Genomic DNA, 22,291 nt, shown 5'->3' with positions numbered 1-22,291 from the left:
CCCCACCAACCAGCCCCCTCCCCCTCCGAGAGAGGACCCGCCGGAGGCACACATCACTAACGCCGGCACCCCACCGGCGGATGGTTCGAGATGTCCGCCGGCCTGTGGCTACGGTGCGCGCGATGAGCAGTGGCTTCGAACAGAACTGGGGCATGGATGAGCAGCGCTTCGGCAGGTCCGGTGAGTGCGGCAGAGCTGCGGCGGCGGGTTCGCGCCGCTGAAGCGCTGAAGGCGAAGACGCGGGAGATGGCCGCCACGAACGCGTTGACCGCGCGGGAGGCCGCGGCGAAGGCGGCCCACGCCAAGGATGAGGCCGACACCGCGGCGCGGGAGGCCGCTGCTGTCGTCCTGCGGCTGTTCGACAACGACGCCGAGTTGGTCGCGGAACTGCTCGGGGTGCCGGCGGAGGAGCTGGAGCGCGAGGCAAAGCCTGTTACCGCGGCGCGAGCGAAGGAGATCATCGAGGAACTGCGGGTTCGCTCCGAGCGGCCTCACGCCGTCCGGCGCCGTCGGCCCCGAACGGACGGAGCAGAGACGCCTCCTCCACCTACGGGCGACTCCGCCCCGATGGGCGTCGCGGACGTCAGCCGACCTGATGCCGGCTGAGAACAACTTCGGGCCCGGTCTCTTCCCGCCGTCGGCGGTCAAGGGGGCCGGGTCTCGTCGCGTCGACGAGCAGCTGGCCCTCATCGGTGAGCCGACACCGGTGCGGATACCCGCCGTCGAGTGGCTGACCTGGCTCGCCGACAAGTCCGTTCAGGCCCGGTACTGGACCAAGGTGTACCGCACCTCGCCGGCCGAGGACTGCTGGTTCTTCCTGGGCGGGATCTCCAGCACCGGTCACGCGTCGTTCCGAGCGGCATCACGGCCCGGCAGGACCCGCACCGGCACGGTGCCTGGCCACCTGTACGGCTATCAGCTCGCCCACGGCGTCATCCCTCGACTCGGCTGGGGAAACGACAGCCCAACCGTCTGCCACACCTGCGACAACCACTCCTGCCAGCAACCAGCACACCTGCGACTCGGCACCGCGGCGGAGAACCGAGCCGAATGGCTGGCCCGCCGAAGAGACCCCAGCAGCCCACTCGCCGACATCCGCGGGCCGGCCGGACGGTCCCGCGCCATCGGCGACGCTATCCGCGCCGGCCTCGCAGAAGGCGCGTCGACGACGGAGATTGCGCTGCGCATCCGAAAAACCGCGAGAGCTGGCCGCCCTCTGAGCTTGTGGTGATACGACCGACCCCCGGCACCGCTGTGGCCCTGCTCCAATCACAGGTGGTTTCCAACGTTTGATTGACTGGAACCAAGAATCTACGGAGCGGGGCTAGCGCCACCACGCCATCGAGACACACACGGCGGGCAGGAATTCATTCTGCTCGCCACTACCGAGACCGGCGAACCAGCCCGCGGGGGCCAGACCCCGAGACAACTCTCGAATCGCGGTCCGGCCGCAAAGGAACATAGGGTCCGAGGGGCACCCGGAAGCGTACGGCGGTTCGGGTTCTGCCGGGCTCGCCGCTTAGCCTTCCGCGGCTCGGGCCCGGCCCGAAAGCGGGCAAACGTCGTGGCGGGGCCCAGCCGGGGTGGCGGCCGGGCCCCGCCGATGACTGCACCATTAAGAGCTCAGAAAGCTCCGTGACCGCGTCAGCGCCGGGCTCCTGGGCGCGCATACCGCTAGCTGAAATACCTCACGATCAGATCCAAGGCGATCCCCCCCACTCCTTTACCCAGGCCGCCAACAAATCCGAGTGAAAATGCCACCACGATGCGGTGCACATACCTAACACGAGGCTGCTTGATGAAACCCGGGTTTCCTGCAAGCAGATCGGTCTTGGGACTGATTTTTGTCATGGATTTAACATTCCACGCACCGCAGTAAAGAGCAGTAAATAGAACGAGTGCGCACACTTACACCCAGTTCTTTACAGCTCTTGCAACTGAGGGCGCGGGCCTTTACGATCCAGTACAGAGCCTGACGCCGGAGGTAAGAATGTCTGACACACTCGCCACACTGCGAGCGCGCCTACGGGCCACCCACCTGTCGTCTGGCGAGATGAGCACGCGTGAAATCGCACGGCGTACCCACGGCGCCGTAAGCCACACGACCGCACACCAAGTGCTTCGAGCGGCATCCTTGCCGTCATGGAAGGTGCTGGAGCCGGTCATCGCGGCACTGGGAGGGGACGCGGGCGAGTACAAGGAACTATGGATGCGAGCCCGAGACGAGGAGGAAAGGAATGATGCCACGAACACGAAAAGGGTCAATTACCAGGAAGACGTTGGCCCCAAGCTTGCGGTGAAGCTAAATCTAATTCGCAACTATATCGCGCAAGCAGAGAGGGGCAAGGCGGAAGAATTCGCCACCGAGTGCCTCGGTCAATCCTTGGACATTGACCTCGTTGCAGAAATTCACTACGCCCTCAGCTACGGAAGTAGTAGCATTCGCCAGATCACTGACCCCCTGGTCGATCAATACATCAAGAGCGGTAACCCCGACGAAATTGGGTCCGCAGATGCCGCGCATCACCTCGGCAGGATATGCCTGGATAGGCAAATGCCGACAAGGGCACTAGACTTCACCAGGCGCGCGGTTCTAATCAACCCGCATTCGTACTGGAATCTCTCCGTTCACGCCGAGGCACTAATGATTCTGGGGATTTACGAAGAATCTGAAAGATTCGGCGCCATGGCCTACGATCTGCAACCCAGTCCAAGAAATTTCTTCTACACACCCTACGCCGACCTGCTCACGATCAAACGAGACTTCGGAAGGCTTGAACAGCTGGCCAAAGAATCGTACGAAGAATTGGGCGGACCGACGGGATATAGTGTCGCACCGTTCGCCCAATGCTTGATGCTCTGCGGGAAGCCTGATCTCGCAGTATCAGTTCTCCGAGAGGGACTAAAAAAGGAAAATCGGTACGCGCACTCACGGATCGAAATTTTGACAAGGCTGTCCAACGCCCTAAACCAAGCGGGCCATCTAGCCGAAGCAATGAGCGCACTCAAGTCCGACCCTCTCTATGAGACAAGTGAAACCTTGCAGCATCAACACGAATATCTCAGATCGCAGAGTGAAAGCATGAGCGCCGAGAGTTCGATCAAGATCCTTGAAGACGTGGTGAATATCGAGAGATCGTGACACGTCTTTTCTCTTACGCGGAGGGGCGTCGCGGCATTCTTCTGACGGGGCGGTCCCTGAGTGCCACTGCCAGCGGGGCGCATCGGTCTGGACCCAGGAGGATGCAGAAGGGCTTCACCACTGGGATCGGGCGCATCGCCTCAGGTCAGCGAGGTAACGATTTCGGGCTCGAATCCCGCTGGGGGCGCTCTTTACCCGTGCGAGTCGTTCCGTAAGCCCCCATGGCCCCGTGGGGCAGCTCGGAGTGCTCGCGTTCCGTGGACCAGGCAACGACCGCTGAATCCCACAGCCGTCGAACACGGAGGGTAACTACGACTAGAAGAGCGGACTGGCGGCTATAGACGCGACTTACGGCCAACAGGCGGACAAAGGCATGCCCCGGCACACGACAATCACCGCCCCGGCAACCTCGGCCGAACGTCGGTGGAACAGCCGAGAGACCGTGCGGCGAACGCCGCACCGATTCTGTAGCGAACAGGATCGAGGAGGAGCAAGCAGGACGCATACAGATGCTTTGTCCGGGTTCGACGACAAACTCGCAGGTGAGAGTCGTCACTGGAATGGGTTCGAGTCCCACCCGCCCCACACAGCGCCCCACGCCATAGCGGGTCCGACCGGCGAGACGAGAACGTCTTCCCTGGGTGATATCCCCCGTATGGCGACGCAGAGCGGGTCGCACACGGCTCCGAACTGGACCTGCGCCGGCGCTGCGCCCTCGGGAAGCACGAGGCGGCCCCACGGCCGGACCGTACTCCGGGCAGACGCGTGGACCCGGTGCTCCGACGTCGCGGTGCGGGCCACCCGGTGGAAGTGGACCGCACCGCGAGGGCAGCACCATCGACCGACAGCCGACCGAGAGCCGTCCGACGTCGCGGCAGGAGCCCGGTCGCCGGCGGCCGTCACTGCCGTCTCACGGCGACGTGCGGTTCGGTCGACCCCGAAGCTCGGCCGTCCCGCTCCGGCGGAGTGTCACGCGATGCCGCCGCACGCTCTGGACCGTGACGGCCCTGGTTCCGCGCGAGCGGCCGGCCTGCGCGTGGCCACCTTCTGACACATACCGTCTCACCGGGCCCGGAGCCGTTCCCGGGCGCGTTCCCGACCCGTCCCGCCGCCGCTCGCCTCGTCAGGGCCGGCCGGCGGTCCGGCGCCGGAGAACCTCCCCCATGGATGTGCGGCGCCACTGGTCGAGCAGCTCGTGGAACGCGACCGCGCCGTGCGGGTATGCCGCCGGCCCGTTGGGCCGTCCGCGTCCCTCGTGGTTGTAGTAGCCGGGGGTGCATTCGGCGTGGAACCACTCGTGGTCGGGGGCGTCCTCGGCGAGGACGGCCAGCCAGGCGTCCTCGGCGGCGCGGGAGGGTTCGATCAGCATGTCCTCCGCCTCGGCTGCGGCGACGAGCGACGCGGCGTGCAGGGCCTGCTCATCGAGCACGTGGGTGAAGTTGACGCTGCTGGCGTTGTGGAGTGAACCCATCAGGATCAGGTTCGGGAAGCCGTGGCTGGTCAGGCCGTGCAGGGTACGCGGTCCCTCCTGCGCCCAGCGGTGCAGCAGTTGGGCACCGTCGCGCCCGTGGACGGGGAGCCTCCCCGACAGGATTCCGGAGGCGCCCACATTGAATCCGGTCGCGAAGATCAGGCAGTCGAGGTCGTAGGTGGTGTCCCCCACCACGACGCCGTGTTCGGTCACGCGTTCAATGCCGTGGGTGTCGGCGGTGTCGACCAGGGTGACGTTGTCGCGGTTGAACGCCGGGTAGTAGCGGTCGGAGAAGCCGGGGCGCTTGCAGGCGTACCGGTACCAGGGCTTCAGCATCTCGGCGGTCCCGGCGTCGCTGACGATCGCGTCGACCCGTGCGCGGAGCTCGTTCATCTTGGCGGCGTCGGCGGCCTCGTAGGCCGCCTCGAAGGACGCGCGGTCCCCCGCCTGCCGCCGGAAGCTCGGCAGGAGCTTCTCCAGCAGGGCCGCGGACCCGGTCCAGGCGTCGGCCACGAGATCCCGCTCCTCCGCCTCGCCCGAGACGATGCGCAGGTAGTTCCCCCGCCGGTCGCGGGCCCACCCCTCCCGGTCGGCGCCGACATCGGCCGCGCCGGTCCGCCGGTTGTTGCGGACGTCCACGGTGGAGGGGGTGCGCTGGAAGACGTGCAGGTGCGCGGCTGATTCGGCCAGCAGGGGGATGACCTGGATGCCGGTCGCCCCGGTCCCGACGATCCCGACCCGCTTGTCCGCCAGTCCGGTCATACCGCCCTCCGGCGTGCCCCCGGTGTAGGCGTAGTCCCAGCGCGAGGTGTGGAAGGTGTGGCCGGTGAAGTCCTCGATGCCGGGGATTCCGGGCAGCTTCGGGTCGGAGAAGGTGCCGGTGGCGTTGACGACGTAGGTGGCCCGGAAGGAGTCGCCGCGGTCCGTGTCGACGATCCAGGTCTCGGAGCTCTCCTCCCAGGTCAGTGCGGTGACCGTGGTCGAGAACAGGGCGTCGTCGTAGAGGTCGGACATCTGCGCGATGCGCACGGCGTGGCGACGGATCTCGTCCCCCGGGGAGTACTTCCACTCGGGCACGTAGCCGGTCTCGTCGAGGAGCGGCAGGTAGACGTGCGATTCGACGTCGCAGTGGACGCCGGGATACCGGTTCCAGTACCAGGTTCCACCGACGTCACCGCCCTTCTCGACGATCCGGACGCGCTCCACGCCCCGCCGGCGCAGGTGGGTACCGACGAGGACGCCGCCGAACCCGCCTCCGATGACGGCGACGTCGACGGCGTCACGGCGAGGGTCTCGCGCGGCGGGCGCGGTGTACGGGTCGGCGGCGTAGTAGCCGAACTCGGCGTCGGCGGTCCGGTACTGGCCGACCCCGTCGGGTCGCACCCGCCGTTCCCGTTCCAGCCGGTACCGCCGCCTCAGTGCGGCGAGTTCGTCCTGTGCGACGGGGCGAGGGGTCGTCATGTGGGGCGCTCCTGGGGTGAGTTACCGCCTCGGGCGGGCGGTCTTCCGCTACGGTAACAACTACCGGACAACGCTGTCCGGTTGCGTCCCGGGGCGTGCGCCGACGCCGGGTGCGCACCACCGTCCTCCGGACGGCAACGGGTGCGAGCCACGGTCGGTGGCGTCCTCCGTACAGCTGGACAAGGAAAGCGAGCCCCCATGCGACACCGCCCGATCGTGCCTCTGGCAGCCCTTGCCGTCACCGGCACGCTGCTCCTTTCCGGATGCGGAACCGCTACGGCGGAAGCCGAGAGCGAGGCGACAGCCGGCACGACCGACCGCACGGTTGAGGCCCACGAGGTCATGCGGTTGACCGAGCCGCACCCGGAGACGGGGATGACCCTGCTGGAGGGCCCCACGTTCGGCCCCGACGGCCGACTGGTCGTCGTCGATGTCACCGCGCCCGAGGGCGAGCCCAAGGTGATGGGGGTGCAGCTCGCGGACGGCACCGTGGAGGCCCTGCACACCGAGGGCGGCGCCTACACCTCGGCGCAGTTCAGCCCCTACGACGGGCGGCTCTACCTCAGCGACTACGCCGCCGGTGAGATCGTGAGCCTCGCCCCGGACGGCGGCGACGCGCGGACGTTCTTCTCCGAGCCGGTCGACGGTGCCCGTATGCAACCCGACGACGTCGCCTTCGACGAGGAGGGCAACCTCTACGTCAGCGACTCGCTCGGCCTCTCCGAGGGCGAGAACCGCGGCCGGGTCGTGCGGATCAGCCGCGACGGCACGGAGAGCGCCGTCCTGGCCGACAACCTGGCCGCGACGAACGGGATCTCCTTCGACGCGGCCTACGACGGACTGTGGTTCAGCGAACTCACCGCCAACCGGATCTCCTACCTCGGCATCGGCCCGGAGGGCGAGGTGACCTCCCGGCACACGGCGATCCGCGTGGACGGCGGTGTCGCGCAGACCGACTCCATCGCCGTGGACGCCGACGGCAACCTCTACGTGGGACTGCACGGCCGCCCGGCCATGGCCGTCTACTCCCCGAACGGCGACCGGATCGCGACGGTGGAGGTGCCGCCCGGCACCGAAGGGCTGGAGTCGGCGACCAACGTGGCCATCACCCCGGGCGGTACCACCGCCTACATGACGGTCAGCGGTCCCGCGGGGGGATACCTCTACTCCTTCGACGCCTTCGCCGAGGGCACGCGGCAGTCCAACGGCGGCTGACCCGCCCCCGTCAGCTGCCGAACGGCCTCACCGGCCCCACCTCGACGCCGAGCAGACGCCAGGCGGCGCGCGCCCGGTGCTCCCGCTCGGAACGGGTGGGGCCGGTCACCGTCACCGAGACCATGGCGACAGCCAGTTCCAGGTCCCGCTCACTCAACCGGTGGCCGGCCGGCAGCCGGGAACGCAGAGCGCCCTGGACACGCTCCGAGAGCGCCTCCGCGGGGGGCCGCCCCCCGCGGGGGTTTCCCGCGCGGACGCTGTGCAGCAGACCGATGAACGCGGCCGACTCGGCGAGGTGCCAGGTGAGCACGCCCAGCACGTCGCCGAGGGTCGCGCCCTCGACCTCGGCCGCCTGCTCGACCTCACGCACGTTCTCCTCCAGGACCGCCGCCACCGCGGCGGCCCGGTCGGGAAGGTGCCGGTAGAGCACGGCCTGCCCGACCCCTGCCTTGCGTGCGATCGCGGAGAGCGGCGCCTCCAGGCCGTGCTCGGCGAACACCTCGCGCGCGGCCGCGACCACTGCGGCCCGGTTGCGTGCGGCTGCCCGGGGCCCCTCGTTCGCAGGCCGTCGCCTCTCCCGGTCCGTCTGCTCCGCCATTCCGGCAGCCTAGCCCCCGGCCGGCATCGCGGGGCCGCTGCTGCCCGGAAGGGCCCGGCGTCCGGCAGCTCGGCACCCCGGTTGCGCCGAGGCATCGCCTCGGCGCGCACAAGGAGACGCATACCCCGTCCTCGAACCAGGAAGTGGCACCGACCAGCAGAAGAGGTAAGAAGCCCGGCGCGGCAACGCTCACCGTCGACCCGGCGCACGGCGTCACCACGCCGTGCCCTGCCAGGACTCGACGGCGACCTGTACTGTCACCAAAAGCCCGACAGCGGCGTGACAAGCGGGAGTTCGACATGCCCAGGGATACGAGCTCCTTCCCCTACCTCGAAGCTCTGTTGGCGATGCTCGGGGAGCCGCGAGGGCACGGAGAAGACGCAGCGGCCTGGGCGCGGCTGGAGACCGAGCTGGGTTGCGAGTTGCCTGCTGACTTCAAGCGGGTGAGTGAGCTGCATGCCCCGGTAGAGATCAACGGGCACCTGAACTTGCATCACCCCGCAACGCAGAGGTGGAACCTTGCCGAGCGGATCAGCGGGATGACCGAGGCGTTCGGAGAGGTCGAGTGGGATGGGGAGTTCATGGCGGGTGACCCTCGCCCGCTCCTCGGGTCCGCTGAGCTGACGTTCGGTGCGCCCGGCGGCTTGGTTCCGCTCCTCGGCACGGACCGGGGTGAGTGGATCTTCTGGGCTCCTCGGGGCGTCGATGGAGGAGGGCAGGTCTTCTGTCTCTGGGACGACGACGAGTTCTACCGGCATGACATGTCGCTCTCCGAGTGGCTGTACCGCTATCTGGTCGGCGAGGACCTCTTCGGCCCGAACAGCGCGGCCTTCTACCCCGGACCGGTCAGGCTGAAGAGCTTGCCGATGTACTCCGAGGACACGCCCGTCGTCTGGTACGGGCCGGAGCGTGGGATGTGAGTGCGATGCGGGCAGAGTTGGTCGAGTTGCTCGGCGAGAGCCCGTGCCGACAGGTGGCGTTGCGGCGGCACTGGCGAGTGGTGGAGGAGCAGGTAGGCAGAGAGCTGCCGGCGGACTACCGCTGGTTCGTCGAGGAGTACGGCGACGCTCTGATCGCCGGCTTTCTCTACGTCCCGCATCCGGCGTCGCACTCTGATCTCGCCCGCTCCGGGGCTCTGCCCGAGTTCATCGAGTCGCACTCCGAGAACTGGCAAGGGGCGTTGCCGTTTCTACCGAGGGGGCTGCCGGAGCGAGTCGAGGCCGTCCGGGACGAGGTGATCCCCTGGGCCGATCACACGTACAACGGCGATTCGTGCCTGCTGCTGCCTCCCGCCCCCGGGTGGCCGAAGTGGGGCATCGCCATCCTCTTCCGCCAGTGCCCGGACGTCGCCGTGTTCGAAGGAGGAGTCGTGGAGTTCATCCACCGGATCCTCATCCAAGGCGTCTGGCCGCGAGGCTGGCCGACAGGACAGACCCCTTGGTTGCCCTGCGACGATGACGACGTCGAGTGAGCGGGGCCCTGAGCCGCCCGAGAACGGCGAGTTCACAGCTACCCACCAGTGACTGCCCGACCAGCGCCTTCCCCTCCAGCGGGCCGTGCGCGGCTGCGAGCCGTTTTGCAGGGGTCGGAGTCCGCGGGCGGGTCTCCCCTGAGCCCATTGGCTGCGTTCCCCTCCATCGGCGCACAGGGCCGCGACCCCTGCACCTGCTCGTCGCGGTGCGGTGAGCCGCGGTACGGTCACCGCACCGCCGGGACCCGCCGACCCGGTGGCGCGGCGCGTGCACGGTATTTTCCATGCCTGGGAAGCTCGTTCGGCCTACGTCGGCTCCCCGTTGACCGTCCAGGAGTGTCATGCCACCTGCCTTCGTCCACCGGATCACGAAGTACGATCCCGACGATCGCGACGAGGACGGCAGCTACCGCGGCGCGGAGAAGGCTGTCAGCGACCACGGTCCGGTCGAGGCCGCGTACCTGGAGGCGATCTCCGCATTCGCGCACGCAACAGGTACCGCACAGCTGGAGATACGCGAGCCCAGCATCACCGGACCGGTCTACTTCGGTGTTCAGCCGGCTTCGCCGGATCACGGGCTCGGAGGGCTCTTCCCGGAGGGCCTCACCGGCTACCACGACGGCGCCGAGGTCTCCCTGGAGATGGCTCTGGCGCTCGTACGAGCCATGCTCTGCGAGCAGGGCGCCTGGTGCCGGCTGGAGGCGGGCGACGTGTTCACCGTGCACGTCGGATGGGACCAGTACGTGTACGTGGGCAGCGACCACCCGTGTGCGAACGCGGTGGCCCGTACGCGGGAACTCGGCCTGTTCGCCGAACCGCTGACGGTATCCCCCTACGCCGCGAATCCCGAGGTCACGGAGGTCGCGGACGAAGCCTTCTGGGACGCGGTGCGCACCGAACTGCGGCAGCGGCAGCGCCTGCTCCTGGAGGAGACCGCCGTGGTCAACCGCCGACACCTCCTTACCGCGGAGAACCTGGATGCGGTACGAGCCGGTCTCGCACCGCGAGCCCTGCTGTACTTCTGGCCCGACCTGCAACCCGATGTCGGCGCCGTCCTCGCCGCACTGCCGACGCAAGACACCGTGGAGTTCGTCTGGGAGACGAAGGACGGAGCCATCCACAGCCTGATGGTCGATGAGGCCGAGTACGCGGAACTCGCCGCCCTGGTGGCCGACGCCCGATCGGCCTGCGCCCTGCCCCTCTCCATCGACGAGCACCCGCCACTGCTGCAAGCCGCGCTGCCCGACAGCGACGGCGTGCTGCGCGCACGTTGGTGACTCGAGCAGCACACCCGACACACGCGCACGCGCGCCGCAGTACACCGACCACCAACTCCGCCGCCCGACACCGGGCGCCCTGTCCGGCGGCCGATGCCCGACGCCCGACGGAAGCGGGCGGTCGGCAGTTCGGGGCGGCGTCCCGCCGGCGGGCGGCGCAGAGCGACCGACGACACCGGTGACCGCGGAGCCGGGCGGCGCACGCCCGACAGAGCCGGTTCCGCGGTGCAGGACGGCTCGCCTGAACGGTCGCGGCCGGCCGGGCAGTGGCGGGCGGCACGCGACAGCGCCGGGCCAGCCGCAGCGGCGGATGGCCCGGCGCTCCCCCGTTCCCGCAGATCGCGACACGCGCGGGCGATTGTGATGTGCGCCACGCGCGTGTCCGGGGCGGGGCGGCGCTCCGCGCCACACGGGAGCCGCCGCGACGACCGGCGGCGGGCGGACGTCGCACCCGAGGCCCGCCCGCACCCCCGTCACGGAACGCGACGGCCGGCCGCGAGGGGCCGCCGCGGATCGCACACCGTGGGAGCGCGCCCACCAACAGTGGGCAGCCTCACATCCGTTCGACCGGCCGCACCCTACCGGGCGGTACGGTCCCCGCGGTCCGGACCACACGACCCCGGGCACTGACCGGGCAGCGAAAGTGAACCCCCGGCCACCGGGAGCCGGACGGGCCCGGACGGGCGCAAAGCGGGCAGGATGCCCTACCGGTGGCGTTCCACCCCATCACGGCGGAAGAGTCGCTTCCGCGGACATGGGACACATCGGCGAACCAATCAATGCGCGGTTAACGTCCGATTATCAAAATGCATCAACCGCCCGGCCCGGGGTAGCAGATACAGCCCCTCCCCGACGTCACGCACCGCGGCGAACTCACAGAACGTACACAGTTTGCGAGGAACCGTCGCGAACTTCATCGTCGTGTCCTACCCGGAAGGCGGCCGCGCCGTTCCGCGAGAGCGGTACGGGAAGCCGAAGGAGATGAACACGCTGCATGAACTCCGACCCGTCGGGCCGGTCTTGTGTTGACGGGCACGACGGACTTCGCTGTAGCATGAGGGCGACCAATGTTGACACACGGGGGGTGTTAGCGCGTGGGTGTACTAGTCGTAGACGACCACCCTTGCGTCCGGATGGCACTGAGCAGCATAGTTGAAAGCCGGACTGAAATTGAATTGCTCGGCGAGGCAGCCTCGGGTGACCAGGCCCTGGTGCTCGCCGAACGCAAGCGACCGTCCCTGATCATCTGCGACCTGGAGATCCGAGGGTTCCTGCGGGGCACCGAGCTGCTGAGAATGCTCAAGGCTCTGCCCTGGCGACCACAGGTGATCGTCTTCTCCGGCTCGCGGGACTCCAACGAGGTCGTCTCCGCCCTGATGTCGGGGGCCGACAGCTTCGTTCACAAGGGAATCGCCATTCCGGAACTTCTCCGGGCCATCGAGCGCACGATCCAGGGCGAGAAAGTCCTGCTCCTGGAAGGCGAGTCGGCTCCGAAGGACGCTCTCGACCACGTCCATCGGAAGTACTTCATGACCGAAAGGGAGGCCGAGGTCCTGCTCCTGCTGCTCCGTCGTTTCAGCAACGAGGAAATAGCCGAGGAACTGACCCTGGCACGGCAGACGGTGAAGAATCACGTCAGTCGCGTGTTCCGTAAAGTCGGTGTGACCAACCGGCGGGAACTCCGCTGTGCGATCGGGGACACCGCGCTGACCGCACGCGGCCGTTATCGGCCGCAGAGCGTGCGGATGGCGAGCTGATTTCACGGGAGGTCGCCGCCGGCGGCTTCCCTTACAGGAGGGGCCCCGTTCCGGGCACGGAACGGGGCCCCTCCTGTGTGCCGTCACGGGCCTCTCCCACCGCGGACACGGAACGGGCCCGTCCGGAGGATCAGCGAATCCTCCGGACGGGCCCGTGCGATGCGCCGGCGGGGTGCCCCGGCGCGGTGGGCCGGGGTCAGGCGCCCCGGATGTCGCGGCGGTTGACACCCCAGGTGCCGACCGCGACCAGCGCTCCCGTGACCACGAGGATGGCCACCAGGCCGCCGAGCGAGAAGCCGTGCTGTGCCGGGCCGTCGCCGAGCGCCCACTGCCAGGGCGAGAGCACCTGGAGCGACTCCAGCGCCTCGCTCAGCGGGAACAGCGACTGGGCCACGTAGCCGAAGCCGGCGACGCCGGCAGTGATCCCGAGCGCCGCGCCGCGCGCCGCGCCCGTTCCCGCCGCGCAGTACAGGACGGCGGCGTGCAGCAGCCCGAGCAGCGTGACGCTGAACGTCGCCGCGGCGACGTTGCCGTAGGAGGCATCCAGCTCCAGTGCGGGCATGCACATGTACAGGAAGACCAGCACGACGAGGCCGAGGCCGAGCATCGCCGCGGCGACCGTGGCGAACCGGCCCAGGTAGACCTGGGTGCGGGTGACAGGGAGGGTGAGCTCCATCTCCAGCTGGCCGCTGTCCTCGTCGCCCGCGGTCAGGTTGCTGGTCCAGGCGATCGCCGCGCATATCAGCAGCAGCGGCAGGACCAGCGAGAAGAGGTTGGAGTCGAGGAAGCCGGCCGGGTCACTGAGGTCGGCGATACCGAACGCCGACAGCATCGACTCCGGCAGGTCGTCGGTGAAGGACGTCTCGGCGTCCCGGAAGCCGGGCCAGGTGGAGACGATGGTGAGCACCAGCAGCGCCAGCACACCGCCCCAGATCAGCGCGGACTTCCGCAACCGCCGTCCGGCGTGGCTCAGCACCTCGTTCGTGGCGCTCATGCCTGCTCCCCTTCCACCTGCGCGTCGTGCTGGGTACCGCCGGCGTTGTCGCCGTAGAGGGTGAGGAAGATGTCCTCGATCTCGCGCTTCGGGGCGACCACCGACTCGGCGCGGTGCCGGGCGAGTACCTCCAGCACCGGGTGGGCGGGTCCGCTCAGCGTGAGCCGCACGGTGGTCCCGTCGGCGGTGACGTCCTGCGCGGCGGCGAGCGCGCGGAGTTCCTCGACCGGCGGCGGGCCGGGGAAGGTCGCGGTCAGCTGCTGCCTGGCCTGGGCCTGGATCTCGGCGACGGTCCCCTGGAGGACCAGCTGCCCACCGCGGAGCACGGCGATGCGCTCGGCGACCCGCTCGACCTCGGAGAGGATGTGAGAGGAGAGCAGCACGGTGGCGCCGGCGTCCCTGGCCTCCTCGACCATGGCGAGGAACTGCTGCTGCACCAGCGGGTCGAGACCGTTGGTCGGCTCGTCGAGGACGAGCAGTTCGGGGCGGGACATGAAGGCGCCGACCAGGCCGACCTTGCGCCGGTTGCCGGTGGAGAGGGTGCGGACCGCCCGGTCCGGGCGCAGCCCCAGCCGCTCCGTGAGCGCCTCGCGGTGCTTGGGGTCGACGGAGCCGCGGTAGGCGGCCCAGTGGTCGAGCTGCTGGGCGACGGTCAGCCGGTCGTCCAGCCGCAGTTCGCCCGGCAGGTAGCCGACGCGGGCGCGCGTGGTGGTGGAGGACGGTGCCGCCGGGTCGGCGCCCAGCAGCCGCACGGTGCCGCCGGTCGGCCGGGCGACGCCCATGACCATGCGGATCGTGGTGCTCTTGCCCGCGCCGTTGGGGCCCAGGTAGCCGAAGACCGTGCCCTGCGGCACTGTCAGGTCGAGAGAGTTCACCGCTGTGAAATCCCCGAATTTCTTGGTGAGTGCGGTGCACTCGATGACCGAAGAAGCCATCTTCCTCCCCATTCTTCGGACCGGTTGCCCGGGGACGGCCAGGATTGGCACCCCGGGAGGAATCGCCGGTCGCTCTTCCTGCGTGTACGAGCGGGACGGGTCGCTGCCGTCAGCGGCCGCTCCACCGCGGTTCCCGGCGTTCCAGGAAAGCGCGCACGCCTTCCTTCGCGTCGTCGGAACCCTTGACCTCCGCGACCAGCGGCTCCTGGCGTGCGAAGCGTTCGTCCGCGGGCCAGCCGGGTGCCTCCGTCGCGATCCGCTTGCTCGCCCGCACGGCGAGGGGCGCGCAGCGCGCGATCTCCTCGGCCAGTGCCAGCGCGGTGCTCTCCGCCTCGCCCGGAGGGCAGAGGCGGTTGACCATGCCGAAGCGCTCCGCGCGCTCGGCGGTCAGCGTGCCGCCGGTGAGCAGCACCTCCATCGCGACGGCGCGCGGGAGGCGCTCGGTGAGCCGGAACAGGCCGCCGGCGCCCGGCAGCAGACCGCGGCGTGCCTCGGGGAGCGCGAACCGGGCGTCGTCGGCGGCGACCACGAGGTCGCACGCCATGACGATCTCCCAGCCGCCGCCCCAGGCACCGCCCTCGACCGCCGCGACGAGCGGCGTTGCGGGCGGTTGCTCGGTGATGCCGGCGAAGCCGCGGCCCGGGACGCGGGAGCGGCCGCCGGCGCTGAGTTCCTTGAGGTCCATGCCGGCGGAGAACCAGCCGCCCGCGCCGGTGAGGACGCCCGCGCGGAGTGCGGGGTCCGCGTCGAGTTCCGACATGGCGGCCGCGAGCCGTTCCGCGGTCTCCTGGTCGACGGCGTTCCGCCTGCTCGGCCTGTCGAAGGTGATCACCAGGACGGCGCCCTCGCGTCGCGTCCTCAGTCCTTCGGGCATGACGAGAACACTCTCCATCGTGGGGGCGGAAGCGGAGACGCAGCGGGCGGGCATTCGTGTTCCGCCGTGCGGTGAGATCGTAGCGCGCGGTGCTGGAACAGGTAGGTACGTTTGGTACTCAGTTGTGCGCCCGGGAGTACCGGATTACTCCGGGGCGCGTGCGGCGTACTTCCGGTACCACCCCCCGGGCCGCCTTGGTACGAGGAGCGACTTCCGGTCCGCCGGGATTTCCCTAGGCTCGGTCGTATGGCAGATATAAAAGGCGGGGGCGGAGGCGCGGACACGACGGCCGAGCCCGTCTACGTCACCGGAATAGGCACCTTTCTTGCGGGTGCTTCGAACGTCAATGAATTCTGGCAGAACCTCTACCACGGCAAATCCCAGATCGGGCGGTTGAGCCGCTACCGGGCGGAGGGCCTGCCGGTCCACCTGGCGGCGGAGATCAAGGACTTCGACCACCGCAAGCACCTCCCCGACCTGGAGGACAAGTACGCGGCGAAGTACACCCGGGACATCCTCGTCACGATGTCCGCCGTCGAGCAGGCCCGCGAGGACGCCGGGCTGCGGCGCGACAGTGTCGACCCGCGACGGGTCGCGCTGATCTCCTCCTCCTCGCGCGGGCCCACCGGTTGGTGGGAGTCGGCGCTCCAGGGCGACGGCGAGGCGTTCGAGGACAAGACCGCGCTGCTGCGCAGCCTGCCGGGCGGCCCGTCCAGCATGGCCGCGATCTACAGCGACATCCAGGGCCTGGTCACCACCGTCGGCAACGCCTGCGTCGGGGTCCACCAGGCGATCGGCCTGGCCATGGACCACCTGCGTGCCGGCAGCGCCGACATCGTGCTGGTCAGCGGCCACGACTTCCCGATCGTGCGGTCGGTCGCCCGGCTGTACCTCTCGCTGGGTGACGGGGTGCTCACCTCGCAGCAGGACGACCCGGCGACGGCGATGAAGCCGTACAGCCGCGACCGCGACGGCTTCGCGTTCGGCGAGGGCTCGGTGGTCCTGGTGCTGGAGCGCGCCTCCTCCGCGGAGCGGCGCGGCGCCCGGCCCTACGCCCAGCTGCTGGCGGGCCGTTCGCACAACGAGGCGGACCACCCCACCACGATGGACCTGACCGGCCACAAGACGGCCCGGCTGTTCCGCGAGCTGACGGCGGCGTCCGGGCACACCCCCGACGACATCGACTACGTCTGCGGCCACGGCACCGCCACCGGGTACAACGACCTCGCCGAGAGCCGCGCGCTCAAGGCGCTGTACCCCGAGCGCGCCGCCGCCGACCTGCCGCCGATCAGCTCCAACAAGCCGGTGTACGGCCACTGCATGGGTGTCTCCGGCGCGGTGAACGTCGCCGCCACCTCGCTGATGCTGCACCACCAGAAGCTGGCGCCGACGCTCAACTACCACGACCCGGACCCGGAGTGCGACCACGACCACGTGGGGCTGACGGGCCGGGAGGCCGAACTGAACTACGCGACCTCGCTGTCGTTCGCCTTCGGCGCCCACACCTCCGTCGTGTCCCTGGGAGCCGTGTCATGACCGTCGCGCCCGAGCGCCCCGCCACCGTGCCCGCCGGGGCCGACCACCGCGGCCCGGTGATCCACGCGGACGTGGACGCCATGGTCGCCGCCCACGTGCGGCCCGGCATGCACGTCCACGCCGCGGCGACGCTGTCGCGTCCCAACGCGCTGATCTACGCGCTGGCCCGGCAGTTCGCCGGGACCCGGTCGCTGACGGTCAGCACCACCGCCGTGCACTCCAGCGCTCACGCGCTGGCGCTCTCGGGCGCGGTCCGGAAGATGATCGCCTGCTTCCTGGGCGACACCTATCCCTCGCCCCGCCCCAACCGGCTCTACAAGGAGCTGGCGCAGGGCCGGCCCTTCGAGCTGGAGACCTGGAGCCTGCTGAGCTACACGCAGCGGCTGATCGCCGGTGCGCAGGGGCTGCCCTGGGCGGTGACCGGCTCGCTGAGCGGCACCGATCTGGCCGACGGCAAGGAGGGCCTGCTGGCGCCGATCCCGGTGCGCCCGGAGGACCCGGACACGCAGCGGCCCGGCTCGCTGGTCCGGGCGATGAACCCGGATCTCACCCTGGTGCACGGCGCGGTGGCCGACCGGCGCGGCAACGTCGTGCTGCTGGCTCCTGTCGGCGAGGGTGCCTGGGCGGCGTACGCGGCCAAGGGCGGTGTGCTGGCCTCGGTCGAGCGGATCGTGCCCGACGAGGTCGTCGACGCCTGCCCGGACCGGGTGCTGATCCCCGGCCAGCGGGTGGTGGGGCTCTGCGAGGCGCGGCTCGGCGCCCATCCGCAGTCGCTGCGGGCCGAGGGTGTCGCGGGGCTGCCGGGGTACCGCGACGACTACGCCTTCATCGAGGAGATCAACGAGCGGTGCGCCACCCCCGAGGGGGCACAGGACTGGTACCGCGAGTGGGTGTCCGGCGTCGGTTCGCACGAGGGCTACCTGCGCCACCTCGACGACCGGGAGTGGCCGTCCGCCCCCTGGCCGGGCGGGAGCGCGGCGCTGGACCTCCCCTCCCCCCGGGTCGAGCCGGAGGGCGGCACCGACGACCCGACGGCGGCCGACCCCGGCGCCGCCGGCGACCAGCAGCGGATGATCGTGCTGGGTGCTCGGGCGATCGTGGACCGGGTGGAGAGCGGCGGGTACGACACGCTGCTCGCCGGCATCGGCTCCTCGCACATCGCCGCGTGGCTGGCGGCGCGGCTGCTGGCGGAGCGCGGCACCGAGGTGCAGGTCTGCGCCGAGCTGGGCTTCTACGGCACCAAGCCGGACTCGGGCGACGTCTTCCTCTTCAGCCAGCTCCACGGCGGTGCCTCGCAGGGGCTGTCGGGGATCGTCGAGGTGCTGGGCGGCATGGTCGCCGGCAACTCGCGGCGCTGCCTGGGCGTGCTGGCCGCCGGGGAGATCGACCAGCGGGGCGCCATCAACAGCAGCCTGCTCTCCAACGGCCGGTGGCTGACGGGGTCCGGTGGCGCCAACGACATCGCCTCCAGCGTGGACTGCCTGGTGGTCTGCGAGGCGCGGCCCCGGCGGCTGGTGGAGAAGGTCGCCTACGTCACCAGCCCCGGTGACCGGGTGCACGACGTCGTCTGCCAGTTCGGCCGGTTCCGCCGGGAGGACGGCGCGGAGGACTTCCGGCTGACGACGTGGCTGCCGCCGGTCGGGGACGACGCCCCGGGCACCCCCGCCGAGGCGGTGGCGCAGCTGACCGCCTGGCAGGCGGAGGCGTCGGTGGACGGGGAGGAGGCTCCGGTGACGGCGCACGAGTTGGCGCTGCTGCGGGAGCTGGACCCGGACGGCCACTTCCGCTGACGGGCGGCGGGCCGACGGCTGGGAACGGCGGACGGGGGTGGCACCGGGGAACCGGTGCCACCCCCGTCGGCGTGCGGGGCGCGGTGGTCAGGATTCGGCGCCGGCGGGCCGCTGCTCGCCGAGCAGGAACCGGGTGACCAGCTCGTTGAAAGCGTCCGGCTGCTCCCGCGGGGCGAAGTGCCCCGCGCCGTCGATGCCGTGGGCCTCGGCGTTCTCCATCCGGGCGGCGGCGCGCTCGCCCTGGTCCAGCGGGACGACGGGGTCCTGCGCGCCGTGGGCGAAGAGCGTGGGGGCCTTGATCTCGTCCACCCGGCCGGAGTAGTCGGTGCGCAGGCCGCGCGGGGTGACGTCGTTGCGGTTGAGGCTGCGGAACGCCTTGCCCGCGTCCGGCGCCTGGTACATGGCGTACATCTCCTCGACCATGTCCTCGGTCATCCCGGGGACGGCGCCGGCGAAGTGGCTGCGGATCTTGTCGCGGCTCTTGCCCGACTGCTTGTAGAGGTAGCGGTGGGCGGGCGGCACCCGGGTGAAGGCCCAGGTGAGCAGCGGGCTCCTGATCTCGTGCGTCAGCCCGTAGCTGTTGACCGGGACCAGTCGGTCGACCAGCTCCGCGTGGCGCAGCGCCATGTTCAGCGCGATCCCGCCGCCCATGGAGAGCCCGACCATGTGGGCGCGCGGCACGTCGAGTTCGGCCATGAAGTCGCGGACGAAGTCGCCGTAGAAGTCGATGGTGTAGTCGATGTCCGGCTTGTCGCTCTCGCCGTAGCCGGGCAGGTCCGGGACGAGGACGTGGAACTGCTCGGCGAGCGGGGCGACGGTGTCGCGCCAGGTGAAGTCGGCCCGGTCGATGCCGCCTCCGTGGAGGAGCAGCACGGTCTGCGTTCCGGTGCCGGCGCGCAGGTAGTGCGTCCTGATTCCCTGGACGGTGACCCAGGCGCTGCTGGCGGCGGGGACGGGGTCGGGCATGGTCTCCCTCTTCGGTCGGTGTGGGGGGCCGCCGGCCCCGGCCCGGACGCCGATCGGGATCGCACGTCCGGGTCGGGGCCGACGGGTGCTGTGGGTAACTGTAAGCAGTCGGACCGTGCCCGGGACAGGCCCGCCGGTCAGGGCTCCAGGCCGAGCAGCCGGCGGGCGTTGCCGGAGAGCCACGCCTGCTCGACGTCCTCCCCGAGGTCGAGTTGGCGGACCTCGTCCACCAGCCGGCTGATGGGCTCCTCGTGGATGGCGGCGCAGGAACCGAACATGATCTTGCGGCTGATGGTGGTGCGGCCGGCGAGCATCAGCGGTTCCCATCCGCTGCCCGGCACGGTGAAGTGCCGGGGCCGGTGGGAGGAGATCTCCAGGTGGACCCGGCGGTGCCGTTGGGCCACGGCGGTCAGTTCACGCAGCCACGGCCAGCCGGCGTGGCCGACGACGATGTCCAGACCGGGGTGGCGGATCGCGAGGCGGTCCACGTGCCACCAGGAGCACCGGTCGAGCGGACGGTCGGAGGCGAAGTGGTGGCCGGTGTGCAGCCAGACGGGCAGGGAGAGTTCCTCGGCCGCCGCGAACACCGGGATGTACCGCTCGTCCACCGGGTCGGCGTCGTCGAGGAACGGGTTGACCGTGATGCCTCGCAGTCCGCGGTCCGGGCAGGAGAGCACCTCGCGCAGTGCCTCGTCCGGGTCGCGCAGCGAGAGGCCGAGCCATGCCTGCAGCCGCTGCGGTGCGCGGGCGGCGAGCCCGGCCAGTAAGTCGTTGACGTCGCTGCCGGTGCCGAAGGCGGCGGGCACGCCGTGCACGACCTGGTGGCCGATGCCGTTCTCGTCCAGCTCGGCGAGGTAGGCGTCGAGCGTGAAGCCGTCCCCCAGGCCCTCCACCAGGATGTCGACGGCGTCCAGCAGCCGGTCCTCGTTCAGGGCCTGCCGGTACGGCACGGGGTCCGCGCCGAAGGTGCGGCACCAGCCGCCGGCGAAGATGCGCAGGTAGGACGGTGCTTCGACGGCGAGCCTGCGCATGTACGCCCGGCAGACCTCCGGTTCGGCGGGCATCGAGCACATGTCGACGACGCCTGCGCCGGACCGGGTGTCGGCCGCGGGTCCATGGGGGCGCGTGTGCCGCGCGTCGGCGCTCATCGGCCGGTGAACCGCGGCGTGCGCTTGTTCAGGAAGGCGTCCAGCCCCTCGCGGCCGTCCTCGATCTCGGCGTGGCTGCGGTGGTGGAACTCGTTCTGCAGTCGCAGCGCGAACTCGGCCGGCTGGCCCCAGCAGCGCTCCCGCAGCTCCTTGAAGTGGCCGATGGCCTTGGTGGGAGCCGCGGCGAGGGCGGCGGCCAGGGAGTCGAGCTCCTTCTGGAAGGTGTCGTGCGGCACCACGCGGTCGACGAGGCCGATCCGCTCGGCCTCGTGGGCGTCGGCGAGCCGGCCGGTGACGAACAGCTCGGTGGCGCGGGCCGGGCCGACCACGCGGGGCAGCAGCGCCGCGTTGCCCGGGTAGCCGACCTGGACGAGGCCGCTGCCGATGCGGACCTTGTCGGAGGCGAGGCGGTAGTCGGCCGCGCAGGCCATCTCGGTGCCGGCACCGACCGTCGCGCCGTTGAGGCCGGCCACGACCGGCTTGCGGGCGGTGATCAGCGCCTCGCAGATCCGCAGGTAGAGGTAGTCGCGGGTGAGCCGGGAGGCGGGCGCGCCGTCGCGCATGCCGTCGCGGGCCTGCTGGACGGCCTCGATGTCGTCGCCCGCGCAGAACGCGGAGCCGGCGCCGGTGAGGACGACCACGCGGGTGGCGGGTTCGGTGACCGCGCGGATGACCGCGTCCAGGAGTTCCGCCGCCAGCTCGTAGTTGAGGCTGTTGCGGTGGTCGGGGCGGTCGAGCACGACGGTGGTGACGCCCTCGGCGTGGCGGGTGGTCACGAACCGGGGTTCCGCCGGGGGCTGTTCCTCGGGGGTGCGGGGGTGCTGGGGCGCGGTCACGGGGCTGCCTCCGTCGGTCGGGTCGAGCGGGTGGCGGTGTCGCGGACGTGCCGCTCCACCGAGGCGCGGGTCCCCGCGCGGGGGCTGGTCGGCTCCATGCGCAGCACCGGGCCGAGGCTGATGCGCGGGTCCATGGTGACGAGCTGGCCGACGGTGGTCGCGACGTGGTCGGCGGTCAGCAGGTCGTCGGGGGTGACGCCGTACTCGGTGAGGTCCGGGGAGAGCCGGGAGCCGACCCAGCCCAGGCACAGCGCGAGCGCGCGCACGCCGTGGCCGCGGTTCTCCAGGTCGGTCAGCTCGGTGAGGGTGTTGAGCGCCTGCTTGGTGACGGCGTAGGGGGCGGTCCCGGCGATGCGCTCCAGGGAGACGGCGGAGCTGATGTTGACGATGCGGCCCCAACCGCGCTCCCGCATCCCCGGCAGCGTCAACTGCGTGAGCTGGAAGGGGACGGTGACGTTGAGCTGCATCTGGAGGTCCCAGTGCTTGGGACGCACCTCGTGCACGGGCGCGGTCTGCACCGCGGCGGCGCAGTTGACGAGGATGTCGATCGGGCCGAGCGTGCGCTCCGCCTCGGCGTGGGCGGTCTGCGCCCCGCCCTCCTGCGCGAGGTCCGCGACGACGGCGGCGGAGGGGACGCCCTCGGCGGCGACCTGCTCGCGCGCGGCGTCGAGTTCGGCCGGGCGGCGCGCCACCAGGGCGACCCCGGCGCCCTGCCGGGCGAGTTCGAGGGCGATGGCGGCACCGACGCCGGATGAGGCGCCCGCCACCAGGGCCGTGCGGCCCTTCAACTGAGCTGTCATGGCTGTCCTGTCTGGTGTCT

The 22,291-nt window shown here is 70.4% G+C and carries 19 protein-coding genes; 10 read left to right on the top strand and 9 right to left on the bottom strand.

The features are described 5' to 3' along the window. Positions 1-246 precede the first annotated feature (246 nt). The 3 genes from HCN56_RS04530 (at position 247) to HCN56_RS04520 (ending at position 3,142) form a co-directional block, all read left to right on the top strand. A complete protein-coding gene (locus HCN56_RS04530) occupies positions 247-606 on the top strand; it encodes a hypothetical protein (RefSeq protein ID WP_167968163.1) in 360 nt (119 codons plus the stop codon). Continuing rightward, complete coding sequence (locus HCN56_RS04525) at positions 596-1,231, top strand: HNH endonuclease family protein (protein ID WP_209312346.1); 636 nt, start codon at positions 596-598, stop codon at positions 1,229-1,231. The genes HCN56_RS04530 and HCN56_RS04525 overlap by 11 nt, the downstream gene beginning before the upstream one ends. 822 nt (positions 1,232-2,053) lie before the next feature. Beyond that, a complete protein-coding gene (locus HCN56_RS04520; RefSeq protein WP_167968162.1) occupies positions 2,054-3,142 on the top strand; it encodes a tetratricopeptide repeat protein in 1,089 nt (362 codons plus the stop codon). Between the two features lie 1,123 nt (positions 3,143-4,265). Here the strand turns inward: HCN56_RS04520 and HCN56_RS04515 are convergent. After that, positions 4,266-6,074, bottom strand: a complete 1,809-nt coding sequence (locus tag HCN56_RS04515; protein WP_167968161.1) for a flavin-containing monooxygenase — start codon at positions 6,072-6,074, stop codon at positions 4,266-4,268. A 198-nt stretch (positions 6,075-6,272) separates the two neighbouring features. Here HCN56_RS04515 and HCN56_RS04510 point away from each other — a divergent pair, with 198 nt between their 5' ends. Then, a complete protein-coding gene (locus tag HCN56_RS04510; RefSeq protein ID WP_167968160.1) occupies positions 6,273-7,289 on the top strand; it encodes an SMP-30/gluconolactonase/LRE family protein in 1,017 nt (338 codons plus the stop codon). Between the two features lie 10 nt (positions 7,290-7,299). Here the strand turns inward: HCN56_RS04510 and HCN56_RS04505 are convergent, their stop codons facing one another. Continuing rightward, positions 7,300-7,887, bottom strand: coding sequence for a TetR family transcriptional regulator (locus HCN56_RS04505; protein ID WP_167968159.1), 588 nt, complete (start codon positions 7,885-7,887; stop codon positions 7,300-7,302). Between the two features lie 299 nt (positions 7,888-8,186). On the opposite strand from HCN56_RS04505, the gene HCN56_RS04500 reads away from it, so the two are divergent. From HCN56_RS04500 to HCN56_RS27190, 4 genes are all read left to right on the top strand, one after another. Continuing rightward, positions 8,187-8,807 carry an SMI1/KNR4 family protein gene (locus tag HCN56_RS04500; RefSeq protein ID WP_167968158.1) on the top strand — a complete coding sequence of 207 codons (621 nt, stop codon included), beginning with the start codon at positions 8,187-8,189 and terminating at the stop codon, positions 8,805-8,807. 5 nt (positions 8,808-8,812) lie between these two features. Next, entirely contained in the window at positions 8,813-9,358 is a 546-nt protein-coding gene (locus HCN56_RS04495; protein ID WP_167968157.1) for an SMI1/KNR4 family protein, read from the top strand. Between the two features lie 341 nt (positions 9,359-9,699). After that, positions 9,700-10,635, top strand: coding sequence for an RNA-binding protein (locus tag HCN56_RS04490; protein ID WP_167968156.1), 936 nt, complete (start codon positions 9,700-9,702; stop codon positions 10,633-10,635). A gap of 1,094 nt (positions 10,636-11,729) precedes the next feature. Then, positions 11,730-12,392: a response regulator gene (locus HCN56_RS27190; RefSeq protein WP_312871044.1), complete on the top strand. Its 663-nt coding sequence runs from the start codon at positions 11,730-11,732 to the stop codon at positions 12,390-12,392. A 196-nt stretch (positions 12,393-12,588) separates the two neighbouring features. Here HCN56_RS27190 and HCN56_RS04480 read toward each other — a convergent pair whose 3' ends face one another. The 3 genes from HCN56_RS04480 to HCN56_RS04470 form a co-directional block, all read right to left on the bottom strand. Further along, entirely contained in the window at positions 12,589-13,386 is a 798-nt protein-coding gene (locus tag HCN56_RS04480; RefSeq protein WP_167968154.1) for an ABC transporter permease subunit, read from the bottom strand. After that, complete coding sequence (locus HCN56_RS04475) at positions 13,383-14,321, bottom strand: ABC transporter ATP-binding protein (protein ID WP_167968153.1); 939 nt, start codon at positions 14,319-14,321, stop codon at positions 13,383-13,385. Before HCN56_RS04475 ends, HCN56_RS04480 begins: the two co-directional genes overlap by 4 nt. A gap of 109 nt (positions 14,322-14,430) precedes the next feature. Continuing rightward, the gene (locus HCN56_RS04470; protein ID WP_209312345.1) at positions 14,431-15,195 is read right to left on the bottom strand and encodes a crotonase/enoyl-CoA hydratase family protein; all 765 of its coding nucleotides are present in this window, start codon (positions 15,193-15,195) and stop codon (positions 14,431-14,433) included. A gap of 246 nt (positions 15,196-15,441) precedes the next feature. On the opposite strand from HCN56_RS04470, the gene HCN56_RS04465 reads away from it, so the two are divergent. Then, complete coding sequence (locus tag HCN56_RS04465; RefSeq protein WP_167968151.1) at positions 15,442-16,731, top strand: beta-ketoacyl-[acyl-carrier-protein] synthase family protein; 1,290 nt, start codon at positions 15,442-15,444, stop codon at positions 16,729-16,731. After that, positions 16,728-18,521 carry a CoA-transferase gene (locus HCN56_RS04460; protein ID WP_167968150.1) on the top strand — a complete coding sequence of 598 codons (1,794 nt, stop codon included), beginning with the start codon at positions 16,728-16,730 and terminating at the stop codon, positions 18,519-18,521. Before HCN56_RS04465 ends, HCN56_RS04460 begins: the two co-directional genes overlap by 4 nt. An 87-nt stretch (positions 18,522-18,608) precedes the next feature. Here HCN56_RS04460 and HCN56_RS04455 read toward each other — a convergent pair whose 3' ends face one another. From HCN56_RS04455 to HCN56_RS04440, 4 genes are all read right to left on the bottom strand, one after another. Then, positions 18,609-19,487 carry an alpha/beta fold hydrolase gene (locus HCN56_RS04455; protein ID WP_167968149.1) on the bottom strand — a complete coding sequence of 293 codons (879 nt, stop codon included), beginning with the start codon at positions 19,485-19,487 and terminating at the stop codon, positions 18,609-18,611. A 137-nt stretch (positions 19,488-19,624) separates the two neighbouring features. After that, positions 19,625-20,551, bottom strand: a complete 927-nt coding sequence (locus tag HCN56_RS04450; protein WP_167968148.1) for an amidohydrolase family protein — start codon at positions 20,549-20,551, stop codon at positions 19,625-19,627. Between the two features lie 80 nt (positions 20,552-20,631). Further along, the gene (locus HCN56_RS04445; RefSeq protein ID WP_167968147.1) at positions 20,632-21,471 is read right to left on the bottom strand and encodes an enoyl-CoA hydratase/isomerase family protein; all 840 of its coding nucleotides are present in this window, start codon (positions 21,469-21,471) and stop codon (positions 20,632-20,634) included. Then, positions 21,468-22,271 carry an SDR family NAD(P)-dependent oxidoreductase gene (locus tag HCN56_RS04440; protein WP_167968146.1) on the bottom strand — a complete coding sequence of 268 codons (804 nt, stop codon included), beginning with the start codon at positions 22,269-22,271 and terminating at the stop codon, positions 21,468-21,470. The genes HCN56_RS04445 and HCN56_RS04440 overlap by 4 nt, the downstream gene beginning before the upstream one ends. Positions 22,272-22,291 lie beyond the last annotated feature (20 nt).

Source organism: Streptomyces lonarensis (genome assembly GCF_012033735.1).
Lineage (GTDB): Bacteria > Actinomycetota > Actinomycetes > Streptomycetales > Streptomycetaceae > Streptomyces > Streptomyces lonarensis.
Note: the sequence above shows the minus strand (reverse complement) of the source record. Positions and strands in the feature narration are given on the sequence as shown.